This window comes from Aeromonas sp. R6-1, from assembly GCF_040908165.1.
Taxonomy (GTDB): domain Bacteria; phylum Pseudomonadota; class Gammaproteobacteria; order Enterobacterales; family Aeromonadaceae; genus Aeromonas; species Aeromonas caviae.
In genome coordinates this window covers 18,376-31,576 of record NZ_JBFODF010000052.1, presented here as the reverse complement: position 1 = coordinate 31,576, position 13,201 = coordinate 18,376, and the positions used below count along the sequence as shown (strand labels likewise).

The 13,201-nt window shown below is 61.1% G+C and carries 10 protein-coding genes and 1 tRNA gene; 8 read left to right on the top strand and 3 right to left on the bottom strand.

What is annotated here, in order from left to right; genetic code table 11:
- Positions 1 to 95 precede the first annotated feature (95 nt).
- Positions 96 to 1,670 carry a Na(+)/H(+) antiporter NhaB gene (nhaB, locus tag AB5Y68_RS16690; protein WP_039040867.1) on the top strand — a complete coding sequence of 525 codons (1,575 nt, stop codon included), beginning with the start codon at positions 96 to 98 and terminating at the stop codon, positions 1,668 to 1,670.
- A gap of 86 nt (positions 1,671 to 1,756) precedes the next feature.
- On the top strand, positions 1,757 to 2,278 hold the full coding sequence (dsbB, locus tag AB5Y68_RS16685) for a disulfide bond formation protein DsbB (protein WP_010674908.1): 522 nt from the start codon (positions 1,757 to 1,759) through the stop codon (positions 2,276 to 2,278).
- A gap of 246 nt (positions 2,279 to 2,524) precedes the next feature.
- Here the strand turns inward: dsbB and AB5Y68_RS16680 are convergent, their stop codons facing one another.
- From AB5Y68_RS16680 to uvrB, 3 genes are all read right to left on the bottom strand, one after another.
- The gene (locus AB5Y68_RS16680; RefSeq protein WP_039040866.1) at positions 2,525 to 3,187 is read right to left on the bottom strand and encodes a DedA family protein; all 663 of its coding nucleotides are present in this window, start codon (positions 3,185 to 3,187) and stop codon (positions 2,525 to 2,527) included.
- Between the two features lie 146 nt (positions 3,188 to 3,333).
- A complete protein-coding gene (locus AB5Y68_RS16675; protein ID WP_010674910.1) occupies positions 3,334 to 3,591 on the bottom strand; it encodes a DUF1232 domain-containing protein in 258 nt (85 codons plus the stop codon).
- Positions 3,588 to 5,600 (bottom strand): excinuclease ABC subunit UvrB, encoded by a 2,013-nt coding sequence (uvrB, locus tag AB5Y68_RS16670; RefSeq protein ID WP_010674911.1) that lies wholly within the window; start codon positions 5,598 to 5,600, stop codon positions 3,588 to 3,590. The genes AB5Y68_RS16675 and uvrB overlap by 4 nt, the downstream gene beginning before the upstream one ends.
- Positions 5,601 to 5,732: 132 nt before the next feature.
- Here uvrB and AB5Y68_RS16665 point away from each other — a divergent pair.
- The 6 genes from AB5Y68_RS16665 (at position 5,733) to AB5Y68_RS16640 (ending at position 13,187) form a co-directional block, all read left to right on the top strand.
- Positions 5,733 to 5,808, top strand: a tRNA-Asn gene (locus AB5Y68_RS16665).
- Between the two features lie 771 nt (positions 5,809 to 6,579).
- The gene (locus AB5Y68_RS16660; protein ID WP_029314601.1) at positions 6,580 to 8,265 is read left to right on the top strand and encodes an aspartate:alanine antiporter; all 1,686 of its coding nucleotides are present in this window, start codon (positions 6,580 to 6,582) and stop codon (positions 8,263 to 8,265) included.
- A gap of 178 nt (positions 8,266 to 8,443) precedes the next feature.
- Positions 8,444 to 9,970 (top strand): lytic transglycosylase F, encoded by a 1,527-nt coding sequence (locus AB5Y68_RS16655; RefSeq protein WP_039041032.1) that lies wholly within the window; start codon positions 8,444 to 8,446, stop codon positions 9,968 to 9,970.
- 205 nt (positions 9,971 to 10,175) lie between these two features.
- On the top strand, positions 10,176 to 11,141 hold the full coding sequence (locus AB5Y68_RS16650) for a tripartite tricarboxylate transporter substrate binding protein (RefSeq protein WP_039041031.1): 966 nt from the start codon (positions 10,176 to 10,178) through the stop codon (positions 11,139 to 11,141).
- Between the two features lie 42 nt (positions 11,142 to 11,183).
- Positions 11,184 to 11,645: a tripartite tricarboxylate transporter TctB family protein gene (locus AB5Y68_RS16645; protein ID WP_039041030.1), complete on the top strand. Its 462-nt coding sequence runs from the start codon at positions 11,184 to 11,186 to the stop codon at positions 11,643 to 11,645.
- A 9-nt stretch (positions 11,646 to 11,654) separates the two neighbouring features.
- Positions 11,655 to 13,187 (top strand): tripartite tricarboxylate transporter permease, encoded by a 1,533-nt coding sequence (locus tag AB5Y68_RS16640; protein ID WP_039041029.1) that lies wholly within the window; start codon positions 11,655 to 11,657, stop codon positions 13,185 to 13,187.
- The last annotated feature ends 14 nt before the right edge of the window (positions 13,188 to 13,201 follow it).

The window sequence follows — 13,201 nt, the reverse complement described above, 5'->3', positions numbered from 1 at the left end:
ATCAATCTGATACAGGTGAATATCCGGATGTTCGGCTCGGGTCGGGCTCGACTGCATAGATGCAGATATCAACAACAGAACAGAGAACCATCATTATGCCAATCAGCCTAGGGCGCGCGTTTACAAAGAACTTTTTGGGCAATGCTCCGCAATGGTACAAAATTGCCATCGTTCTATTCCTGCTGATCAACCCGATCATTTTCTACGTTGATCCCTTCCTGGCCGGCTGGCTGCTGGTTGTCGAGTTTATTTTCACCCTGGCCATGGCCCTCAAGTGCTATCCGCTGCAACCGGGCGGACTCCTGGCCATCGAAGCCGTGCTCATCGGCATGACCTCCGCCAACCAGATAAAGCATGAGCTGGTGGCCAATATCGAAGTGCTTCTGCTGCTGGTCTTCATGGTGGCCGGCATCTACTTCATGAAGCAGTTGCTGCTCTACGTCTTTACCAAGATGCTGGTGCGCATCCACTCCAAAACGTTGCTATCTCTCGCCTTCTGCCTGGTGTCTGCATTCCTCTCCGCGTTCCTTGATGCCCTGACCGTGATCGCCGTGGTCATCAGCGTCGCAACCGGCTTCTACGCCATCTACCACAAGGTGGCCTCCCGGGATGAGTCCGGCAATCTGCATCATGATGACGAAGAGATTGACGAGCTCTCCCGCCAGCATCTGAACGAATTTCGTGCCTTCCTGCGCAGCCTGATGATGCACGCCGCCATCGGTACCGCCCTGGGGGGCGTCTGCACCCTGGTCGGCGAACCCCAGAACCTCATCATCGGTGAACAGGCGGGGTGGCACTTCGGTGAATTTGCCATTCGCATGGCGCCAGTCACCATCCCGGTCTTCATCTGCGGCCTGCTGACCTGCATCCTGGTCGAAAAATTCCGCTGGTTCGGTTATGGCGCCCGCTTGCCCGAGCCCGTGCGTCACATCATGGAATCCTACGAGCGCGACGAAGACGCACAACGTACCCCGCAGGACAAGGCCAAGCTGATCGTCCAGGCGCTGATTGCCACCTGGCTTATCACGGGTCTTGCCCTCCATCTGGCTGCAGTCGGGCTGATCGGCCTGACGGTCATCGTGCTCGCGACGGCGTTCACCGGCGTGACTGAAGAACACGCACTTGGCAAGGCATTCCAGGAGGCTTTGCCGTTCACCGCCCTGCTCACCGTCTTTTTCAGCGTGGTGGCGGTCATCATCGATCAACAGCTGTTCAAGCCGGTGATCCAGTGGGTACTGGCGGCCAAGCCGGAGGATCAGCTTGCCCTCTTCTACCTGGCAAACGGTCTGCTCTCCATGGTCAGTGACAACGTCTTCGTCGGCACCGTCTACATCAACGAGGTGAAGACCGCCCTGATCAACGGCGCCATTAATCGCGAGCATTTTGATCTGCTGGCCGTGGCCATCAACACCGGCACCAACCTGCCGTCGGTCGCCACCCCCAATGGCCAGGCCGCATTCCTGTTCATGCTCACCTCGGCCCTCGCTCCCCTGCTGCGCCTCTCTTATGGCCGCATGGTCTGGATGGCGCTGCCCTATACCCTGGTGCTGGGGCTTGTCGGCTTTTTCTCCGTGGAACTGCTCCTCGGTCCTGCAACCGAATGGTTCTATCAGGCTGGGTGGTTGCTGGATCATGGGGCACAGCCACTGCCCACCCCGTCCACACACTGATCATGAAAGGGGCTGTTCGGCCCCTTTCTTTTCAGATGGGGCTCTGCTCTAATTCAGCCACTATTTTTCTCTGAGAGATCAATCAGATGATCGAGTATCTTCGCCGCATTGCCAGTCACCGTCTGGCCTGGGGATTGCTGGCAGCCTCCGCTTTCGCACTGGAACTCTGCGCCCTCTTCTTCCAGCACGTGCTGGGTTTGCACCCTTGCGTGATGTGCATCTATGAACGTATCGCCCTCCTCGGCGTGCTCACGGCCGGCCTCCTCGGCATGGTCGCGCCAGAGCGCTGGTACCTGCGCTGGAGTGCCATGCTCCTGTGGGGTTACAGCGCCTTCTGGGGCCTGAAACTGGCGCTCAAGCACGTGGATTACCAGATGAACCCCTCCCCCTTCAACGTATGCGAGGGATTTGTTGACTTCCCTGCCTGGGCACCACTGGATAAGTGGGTTCCCTGGATGTTCTACCCGGACGGCGACTGCAGCGAGATCAGCTGGCAGTTCCTCGGTTTCTCCATGCCGCAGTGGCTCGTGGTCATCTTTGCCGCCTACCTGCTGGTGTTCGTCATCGTGGCTGCTGGCAACCTGATAAAAGGGCGCTGCTGCAACTAGTCGTTCACTCGACCCTAAAAAGGGAGCCCATGGCTCCCTTTTTATCTCCTCTTTTATCACCTCACGGCCCATGCCCAGAGGGCCGGATCTCCTTCTCCCTGTTCTGCCAATGAAGTGGTTGCCTGCGGGTGCGCATCATCGTAACAGGCCACAAGCGGGTCAAAGGGCGCAGCGGCGACCTGCCACTCAGCCTCCCAACAAGAAGGGAGCCATCGGCTCCCTTCTTTCATGTCGTGCACGACGATGTCACGCGCCTTCGGAGGTAGCCTTGCTGGCACTTCTCCTGGCCTTCACCATGCCGATCACCATGGGCAACAAGGAGACCGCGATGATGCCGAAGATGAGCAGGGTAAAGTTGTGGCGCACTACCGGCAGATTGCCAAAGAAGTGGCCGGCATAGACGAAGGAGAGCACCCACAAGAGCCCCCCCACCAGGTTGAACACCAGGAAGCGGGGATAGGTCATGGCCCCCATGCCCGCCACGAAGGGGGCGAAGGTCCGCACTATGGGCAGGAAGCGGGTGATGATGATGGTCTTGCCGCCATGCTTGGCATAGAAGGCATGGGTCTTGACCAGATAGTCCCGACGAAAGATTTTGGAATCGGGGTTGCGAAACAGCTGTTCACCGAAGAAGTGGCCTATGGTGTAGTTCACCACGTTGCCCATCACGGCGGCGATGATCAGCACGGCGGCCAGGGTGTGCACGTCCAGCACGCTGCCCACGGTGAGGGCTCCTGCCGCAAACAACAGGGAGTCTCCCGGCAGGAAGGGGGTCACCACCAGCCCGGTCTCGCAGAAGATGATGAGAAACAGGATGGCGTAAACCCAGATCCCATAGTTTTCAAACAGCTCTTTCAGATGCACGTCAACGTGCAGAATAAAGTCGATGGCAAAGAGGATCAGATCCATTTTTTGGTACCCATGAAGTGAACGGCGTGGAGTCTACGCCAATGAGACCTGGCTCACAATCTCCCCATGGTCCCCTTTTTCGAACTCCATGAAGGGAGTCATTCAATCCCCCTTCTTTTTCCCTTTCCCTGAACGTAGGGTTCTGCTCACTCGGCCTTGTCCAGAGCGGCCAGCACCTCACCGGGCAGGCATTTCTCCCAGCCCCACAAGAGGAGCAGCAACAGGGTCGCGTCGTCGAGCCAGCCAAGGAGAGGCACCACATCGGGGACAACGTCCACCGGGCTGATGCCATAGAGCAGGATAAGGATCACCAGCCCCTTCGCCCACCAAGGCGTGCCTGGGTGGCGAAAGCCCTGATAGAGGCGGCGCAAACGCCGCCAGATGAGCCAGCGTCTGGCGCTCATGACTCGATCAGCTCGCCGCGCAGCCGCTGGATCTGATCCCGCAGCGCCGCCGCCTGTTCGAACTCCAGATCCCGCGCATGCTGGAACATCTGCTCTTCCATCCGCTTGATCTCCTTGCTGATCTCGCTGGCAGAGCGGGCATGGTACTCCCCTTGCGGTTCGGCAGCCTTGCGACTCCCCTTGCCGGCCTTGCCCGCCGTGCGGCTGCCCCCCATGTCCATCACATCGCCGATGGCCTTGTTGAGCCCCTTCGGCACGATGCCGTGTTCCAGGTTGTGGGCGTGTTGCAGGGCGCGGCGCCGCTCGGTCTCTTCGATCGCGACCTTCATGGAGTTGGTGATGGTATCGCCGTAGAGGATCACCTTGCCGTTGAGGTTGCGCGCAGCCCGGCCGATGGTCTGGATGAGGGAGCGGGTGGAGCGCAGGAAGCCCTCTTTATCCGCATCCAGAATGGCCACCAGGGAGACTTCCGGCATGTCGAGGCCTTCGCGCAGCAGGTTGATGCCCACCAGGACGTCAAACTTGCCAAGGCGCAGGTCGCGGATGATTTCCACCCGCTCCACGGTATCGATGTCCGAGTGCAGATAGCGCACCCGTACCTCGTGATCCGCCAGGTATTCGGTCAAGTCCTCCGCCATCCGCTTGGTCAGTGTCGTGACCAGCACCCGCTCCTCCACCGCCACCCGCTTGCGGATCTCGGAGAGCAGATCGTCCACCTGGGTGCTGACCGGCCGCACTTCCACCTCGGGATCGAGCAGCCCGGTGGGACGCACCACCTGCTGCACCACGTCACCGCCGGACTTCTCCAGCTCGTAGGGGCCCGGGGTCGCCGAGACGAACACCGTCTGCGGCATCAGCGCCTCGAACTCGTCGAACTTGAGGGGCCGGTTGTCCAGCGCCGAGGGAAGGCGGAAGCCATACTCCACCAGGGTCTCCTTGCGGGATCTGTCCCCTTTGAACATGGCGCCGATCTGCGGCACCGTGACGTGGGATTCGTCGATGATGAGCAGGCCGTCCCCCGGCAGGTAGTCAAACAGGGTGGGAGGCGGCTCACCCGGCGCGCGACCGGAGAGGTAGCGGCTGTAGTTCTCGATGCCGGAGCAGTAACCCAGCTCCTGCATCATCTCCATGTCGAACTGGGTGCGCTGGCTGATGCGCTGCTCCTCCACCAGCTTGTTGAGGCTCATCAACTGCTCGCGCCGCCCCTTGAGCTCCTCCTTGATGTGCTCGATGGCACCCAGGATGGTCTCCCGCGGGGTGGCGTAGTGGGTCTTGGGGTAGATGGTGTAGCGCACCACCGTCTGCTCGATGGCACCGGTCAGGGGATCGAACAGGGAGAGGCGTTCTACCTCTTCATCAAAGAGCTCCACCCGCAGGGCCAGCTTGTCCGATTCGGCGGGGTAGATGTCGATCACCTCCCCCCGCACCCGGAAGGTGCCGCGCTGGAAGGCCATGTCGTTGCGGGTGTACTGCAGTTCGGCGAGGCGGCGCAGGATATCCCGCTGATTGATCACGTCCCCCACTTTGAGGTGCAGCATCATGCTGAGGTAGGCCTGGGGATCCCCCAGACCATAGATGGCCGATACCGAGGCGACGATCACCACGTCGCGCCGCTCCAGCAGCGCCTTGGTGGCTGACAGCCGCATCTGCTCGATGTGATCGTTGATGGAGGCATCCTTCTCGATGAAGGTGTCCGTGGTCGGCACATAGGCTTCGGGCTGGTAGTAGTCGTAATAAGAGACGAAATACTCCACCGCGTTGTCGGGGAAGAACTCCTTCATCTCCCCGTAGAGCTGGGCCGCCAGGGTCTTGTTGGGGGCCAGTATCATGGTGGGACGATTGAGGGTCGCGATGACGTTGGCCATGGTAAAGGTCTTGCCTGAACCGGTCACCCCGAGCAGGGTCTGGTGGGCCAGTCCCGACTCGATGCCATCGAGCAGTTGGGCGATGGCCCTCGGCTGATCCCCGGCGGGTTGAAACTGGCTGGCCAACTGGAATAACTTGCTCATGACGACTCCCGGCAAAAAACGGCAAGGGTGCAGTGTACCCCGAGTTGAAGGAGCTGGGTATCCGCTCACCCTCCCTGATGGCTATTGACCCCGAAATACGACCTCTGTATGATGCACCTCCTTGCCTGATGTTCCCCCGTAGTTCAGTCGGTAGAACGGCGGACTGTTAATCCGTATGTCACTGGTTCAAGTCCAGTCGGGGGAGCCAATTCCTCACCATCTCGGTGCAAGTTATCCACTTTAGTGCTTTCCTCTTCCAATTTTAATGCACAAGCCCTTTCCTGCGGCCTGACTCCCTTTTGATCTCCCGATACTGACCAGCAGCGTTTTGTTCTGCTGCGCATAACTATTTGATTTTTATAGAAACAATTTATTGCAGGTATTTTTTGAACAGTCCTTGCAGCCCAGTATTGGCGCGGCTTTCAGCCTGATCGCCAAGTTTCACAAACAGGGTTATCCACAGTTTCTGTGGGTAACTTGACCAAAGCCACGGTTCATCTGGGCTGGCAGCCATTGTCCCCGGTTTGCGATGGCTGCCCCCGCTCTTCCCCATTTTCTGCTGTTTTTCCCTTCCCCCCTAAATGGGATGAATCGACTCGCGGTGCTGCCTGTGGGGGATTTTTTTTCGCTATGCCGCGTCCTGCGGGTCAGCCCTCGCCGGATGAGTCATGAGTCTCTTTTGTTACCCTTCAATTTCCTCAGTAGAAAATGCTGAAAAACATGCCCGTTTGCTCCCCATGCAGCAGGTAATAAATTGTCCACAGGAGCGTCATCCCCTCTCTGCTCGACAGCATATTTCACTCATTGACAGCGGGCCTTGCAGCGTAAAATAGAGGTGTTTTCCCCAGCCACCCCTCGCATCCCTATCTTCACCGAAGAGACCAGCACTTAACTGGCTGTTAATCCGCTTTGGCGCTTCTTTCTTGATACAGGATCCGGCACAATATCGACCCCACTTTTTTCCTCGGTTTTTCCGGGCATGACCATAGATTTCGTGACACTGCTACATCAAAGCGACTCCCTGCTGCTGTTCGTGGTACTGGCCTTCGGGCTGCTGCTGGGCAAGGTACGCATCGGCAACTTCCAGATAGGCAACACCATAGGCGTGCTCTTCACCGCCCTGCTGTTTGGCCAGATGGGATTCCAGTTTTCCACCTCCACTGAAAACGTCGGCTTCATGCTGTTCATCTTCTGCGTGGGGATTGAAGCGGGGCCGCACTTTTTCAGCGTCTTCCTTCGCGACGGCATCCACTACATCACCCTGACCCTGGTGATCCTGCTGTCGGCCCTGCTGCTGACCGTGGGGCTCGCCAAGTTCTTCAATCTGGGGCCCGGCATGGCCGCCGGCATTCTGGCAGGTTCTCTCACCTCCACGCCGGCCCTGGTGGGGGCACAGGACGCCCTGCGAAGCGGATTGCTCAACCTGCCCCACCAGACCGACATGCAGTCGGTGCTCGACAACATGGGGATAGGCTACGCCCTGACCTACCTGGTGGGCCTGGTGGGCCTGATGCTGGTGGTGCGCTACCTCCCGTCCCTGGCCAGGCTGGATCTCAACACCGAGGCCCAGAAGATCGCCCGCGAGCGGGGGCTCTCCGACAGCGAGAGCCGCAAGACCTATCTGCCCATCATCCGCGCCTATCGGGTCGGCCCGGAGCTCGCCGCCTGGATCGGCGGTCGTACCCTGCGCGAAACCGGCATCTATCCTCACACAGGCTGCTATGTGGAGCGCATTCGCCGCAACGGCATTCTGGCCAGCCCCGATGGTGACGCCGTCATTCAGGAAGGGGACGAGATCGCCCTGGTGGGCTACCCCGAGAGCCACGAGAAGCTCGACGTCAACTACCGCAACGGCAAGGAGGTGTTCGATCGCAACCTCCTTGACCTGCAGATCGTCACCGAAGAGATCGTGGTGAAGAATGATGCCGTGGTGGGTCGCCATCTGGTGGAGCTCAACCTCACCGAGAAGGGATGCTTCCTCAACCGGGTGGTGCGCTCCCAGATAGAGATGCCGTTCGATCGCAACATCATGCTGCAAAAGGGAGACGTGCTACAGATCAGCGGCGAGAAGCAGCGGGTCAAGCTGCTGGCCAACAAGATAGGCTTCATCAGCATCCACAGCCAGACCACGGATCTGGTGGCCTTCGCCACCTTCTTCGTGCTGGGCCTGCTCATCGGCTCCGTCTCCCTGGTGTTCGGCCAGATAGAGTTCGGCCTCGGCAACGCCGTCGGCCTGCTGCTGGCGGGGATCCTGATGGGCTACCTGCGTGCCAACCACCCCACGGTGGGCTATGTGCCACCAGGCGCCCTGCGCCTTGCCAAGGATCTCGGGCTCGCCGTCTTCATGGTGAGCACCGGCCTCAAGGCGGGGGGCGGCATCCTCGATCACCTGAGCGAAGTGGGGATGGTGGTGCTCTTCTCCGGCATGCTGGTGACCACCTTGCCGGTGCTGGTAGGCTACCTGTTCGGTGTCTGGGTGCTCAAAATGAACCCGGCCCTGCTGCTCGGCGCCATCACCGGGGCTCGTACCTGCGCCCCGGCCATGGACGTGGTGAACGAGGCGGCCAACAGCTCCATCCCGGCGCTCGGCTACGCCGGCACCTATGCGGTGGCCAACGTCATGCTGACCCTGGCGGGCTCCTTCATCATCGGCTTCTGGTTCTAGCCGCCGAGTACCTGCCCGCCCATGAAAAAAGGGAGCCTCGAGGCTCCTTTTTTCATGGGCGGGCACTCCTGGATGGAATAGTGGAAATCGTGCTATGGGGCCATCTCTATCAAACCCAATAAGCTAAATCACCCACAAGGCGCCACTTACACTCAATAAAACGAGCGAGGTGTAAGTGATGAAACGCGCATGGATGGTCGTGATCTGGTGGTTCTGCTCCCTGACGCCAGCCTGGGGGGCCGAATCCGGCAAGCAGGTGTCCCCCGAGGAAGAGACGGAGAAAAGCGCCCTGAGCTTTGAGGGGGACGAGCTTGCCAGACCCAGGCTGGGGGATCTCGACGTCATGCTGGAGCAGCGCACCATCCGAGTGCTCACCACCTACAACAAGACGGGATTTTTCATCACCAAGGGCGTGCAGCGGGGCGTCACCTACGATGCCTTCATGCAGGTGGAAAAGCGCCTCAACGAACAGTTGCGCAAGCAAAAGGCGATCAAACGCCACCTCAAGGTGCACTTCGTCTTCATTCCCGTGGCCCGGGAAGCCCTGCTGACCTCCCTCATCGAGGGCAAAGGCGACATCGCCGCCGCCAATCTCACCATCACGGACAAGCGCAAGAAGCAGGGTATCGCCTTCACCGATCCCCTGCTTGAAAACGTGCGGGAGCTGCTCGTCTCCGGCCCCCTCTCCCCCAAGCTGGAAAGCGCCGCCGATCTCGGGGGCCAGCGCGTCTTCGTACGCCCCTCCTCCAGCTACTACGAGAGCCTGCTCGCCTACAACCAGGCCCGCAAGTCGGCGGGAGAGCCCCTCATCGACCTCCAACCCGCCTCGGAGGTGCTGGAAGACGAAGATCTGGTGGAGATGCTCAATGCGGGCCTGCTCCCCTTCATCGTCATGGACGAGCACAAGGCCCGCTTCTGGCAAAAGATTTTCCCCGGGATCACCATTCACGACGCCCCCGTGTTCCGGGAAGGGGGCGTCATCGCCTGGGCGGTGCGCAAGGAGAGCCCCCAGTTGCTCGCCATGCTCAACGAGCAGATCAAGGCGCTGCGTGGCAAGGCGACGGGGGACGAGATCCTGGCCCGTTATCTCAAGCAGAACAAGTTCGTCAAAAGCGCCGCCGCCGAGGCGGAGCGCAAGAAATTCCTGCAGGTGGTCGAGCTGTTCCGTGAATATGGCGAACGCTATGACATGGACTGGCTGCTGATGGCGGCCCAGGGCTACCAGGAGTCCGCCCTCAACCACCAGGCCCGCAGCCATGTGGGCGCCATCGGCATCATGCAGATCATGCCCGCCACCGGCAAGGGGCTGAAGGTCGGCGACATCCGCAAGCTCGAGCCCAATATTCACGGCGGCGTCAAATACATGCGCTGGATGATCGATCACTACTATGCGGACGAGCCCATGACCGCCCTCGACAAGGCCCTCTTCTCGTTCGCCTCCTACAATGCCGGCCCCGCCCGGGTGGCGCGGCTCCGCGCCGAGGCCAGAAAACGGGGGCTGGATCCCAACGTCTGGTTTCACAACGTCGAGTACGTGGCAGCGGAGAAAATCGGCCCCGAGACGGTCACCTATGTGGGCAACATCTACAAGTACTACATCGCCTACAAGCTGGTGATGGAGCAGATGCAACTGAGGGAGAAGGCCAGCGAGGCCCTGAAGCAGGAGAAGATGGTCGAGAAGGTCTCGGCAGCAGAGAAATCATAGGCACCTCAAACCCATGCCGGTTGCAGGCGGGGCTCCCTCTTTACCAGAGGCGAGCCCCGCTTCTTATTTCCACGTCTGCCCCTCCTTGCCCCATGACCAGAATGAACAGAATGGGCAGAACAGCCTTAATAGCCATTACGGCCAGATTGTTTTCCAATCAGACATGATTAATTAACCTCCTCGCAACAATCACAAGGAGAACACCATGTTGCAAGGAACCTTCAAGCGCACCCTGCTCTGCTGCCTGCTGGGGGCCAGCCTCGGCGTCCAGGCCAAGATAGACGAAGTCCACTTTCTGATCCCGGGCGGCGCCGGCGGCGGCTGGGACAACACGGCCCGTGGCACCGGCGAGGCTCTGACCAAGTCCGGCCTCATCAACACCGCTTCCTACCAGAACATCTCGGCCGGCGGCGGCGCCAAGGCCATCGCCCACCTGATCGAGACCTCGGCACAGTCCGACAAGACGCTGCTGGTCAACTCCACCCCCATCATCGTCAAGTCCCTCTCCAAGGAGCTGCCGCAATCCTTCCGGGATCTCACCCCGGTCGCCGCCATCATCGCCGACTATCAGGCGCTGGCGGTCCCCCTGGACTCCCCCTATCAGAACTGGGCCCAGTTGCTGGCCGCCTATGAAGCCAATCCCGCCAAGGTGAAGATTGCCGGCGGCTCCGCCCGCGGTAGTCTGGATCACCTGGTGGCCGCCATGACCTTCAAGAATGCGGGGGCCGATGCCGGCAAGCTGCGCTACGTGGCCTATGACGCCGGCGGCAGCGCCATGGCGGCGGTGCTGGCGGGGGAAACCCAGGTGCTCTCCACCGGCTTTGGCGAGGCGATGGAGGCGGTCAAGTCCGGCCAGATGCGGATCCTCGGCGTCACCGCCCCCGAGCGGATGCCGGACGCCAGCCAGGTGCCCACCTTCTCCGAGCAGGGCAACCCCACCGTGTTTGCGAACTGGCGCGGCTACTTCGCCTCCCCCGACGTCAGCCCCGAGCAGTCCGCCGAGTTCGCCGCTCTGCTCAAGCAGATGTACGACAAGCCGGAGTGGGAAGCGGTGCGCGCGCGCAACAGCTGGATCAACCAGTATCAGGCCGGTCCCGAGTTCACTGCCTTCCTCAACAGCCAGGAGCAGCAGATCGGCGGCCTGATGCGCGAGCTCGGCTTCATCAAATAACCCTCAGCCTGTGGCGGGCCAGGCCCGCCCATCGGAGTCATCATGCCACTGACCAAGGAAAGGTTCGGGGGGCTGCTGTTTTTGCTGCTCTCCCTCGCCTACGGCTATCACGCCACCCAGATCCCCGGCTACCCGGGGGACGAATATGAACCCTTTACCGCCAGCACCCTGCCCTATGCCCTGGCAGGTGTCGGGGTCCTGCTCTCCCTGATCCTGATCTGTTCCCCGGGAGGAGAGCGACTGGGCAAGGAGTCCGGCAACTGGCGGCTGGTGTTCGCCCTGCTGGGGCTGATGCTGGTCTATGGCCTGGCCCTTGGCTGGCTCGGCTTCCTCGTCGCCACCATCTTGTTCCTCATCGGCGGCATCCGGCTGATGGGCGAGCAGAGCCTCGCCTTCGCCTGCAAGGTGAGCATACCTTTCACCCTCATGTTCTGGGCCCTGCTGACCAAGGGGCTCAATGTCTATCTCGAGCCGGGTCGGCTGTTCACCCAGTTGCTGGGATAAGGAGAACCCATGTTAGACGGAATCCTGCAAGGGCTCGGCACCGCCATGATGCCCATCAACCTCTTCATGGTGGTGGTCGGCTGCTTCGTCGGCACCTTCATCGGCATGCTGCCGGGGCTGGGCCCGGTCACCGCCATCGCCCTGATGATCCCCATCACCTACGGGCTGGATCCGGCTTCCGGCATCATCCTGATGGCCGGGGTCTATTACGGCTCCATGTTCGGCGGCTCCACCGCCTCCATCCTGATCAACACCCCGGGCTGCTCCGCCAGCATGATCACCGCCATCGACGGCTATCCGCTGGCCTGCAAGGGGCAGGCGGGCAAGGCGCTGGCCATCGCCGCCTACGCCTCCTTCGTCGGCGGCACCCTGTCGGCCATCTTCCTGATGGTGGCAGCGCCCCTGCTCGCCAAGGTCTCCCTCGCCTTCCAGTCGGCGGACTACTTCGCCCTCATGGTGCTCGGGCTCTCCGCGGTGGCGGCCTTTGCCGGCAAGGGCCAAGTGCTCAAGGCGCTGATCATGGCGCTGTTTGGCATCATGATCTCCACCGTCGGCATCGACCGCAGCGTCGGGGTGGACAGATTCACCTTCGGTCTCCCGGACTTGCGCGATGGTTTCTCCTTCCTGCTGCTGGCCATGGCCACCTTCGCCCTGGCAGAGATCCTGATGACGGTGCTGCGCCCGGGCAAGGACACCAGCCAGGAGGAGGCGAGCAAGATGCAGCAGCTCGGATCCCTCAAGCTGAGCCGGGACGAGGTAAAGGAGATAGCGCCCCCCATAGCCCGCTCCTCGGTGCTGGGGTTCCTCATCGGCGTGCTGCCGGGGGCCGGTGCCACCATCGCCTCCTTCATGGCCTATGGGGCCGAGCGCAACTTCGCCCGCAAGGGCAAACGGGACGAGTTTGGCAAGGGCAGTCTGACCGGCATAGCCGCGCCGGAAGCGGCCAACAACGCCGCCTCCAGCGGGGCCTTCGTGCCGCTGCTGACCCTGGGGATCCCGGGCTCCGGCACCACGGCCCTGATGCTGGGGGCCCTCATCGCCTACGGCATCCAGCCCGGCCCGCGCCTCTTCATGGAGCACCCTGACGTGTTCTGGTCGGTGATCATCTCCATGTATCTGGGCAACGTGGTGCTGCTGATCCTCAACCTGCCGCTCATTCCCTACCTGGCCAAGATCCTGCAAGTGCCGCGCCCCGTGCTCATCCCCATGGTGCTGCTGTTCTCGCTGATCGGGGTCTATCTGGTCTCCTTCAACACCATGGACATCTATGTGATGGTGCTGGTGGCCCTGGTGGCCATCGGGCTGCGCCTGCTTGACTTCCCCATGGCCCCCATGCTGCTCGGCTTCATCCTGGGGGGAATGCTGGAGGACAACCTGCGCCGGGCCCTGGTGATCAACGACGGCTCCCTGAGTTTCCTGTGGGAGCGCCCCATCACCCTGGGCTTCACCCTGGTCACCCTGGTGATGCTGCTGCTGCCGCTCTGGCAGTGGTGGCAGGCCCGTCGCACGCCGGTAGCGACCCTGCAATCCGACCCGACCTGATCCCAGCCATCACA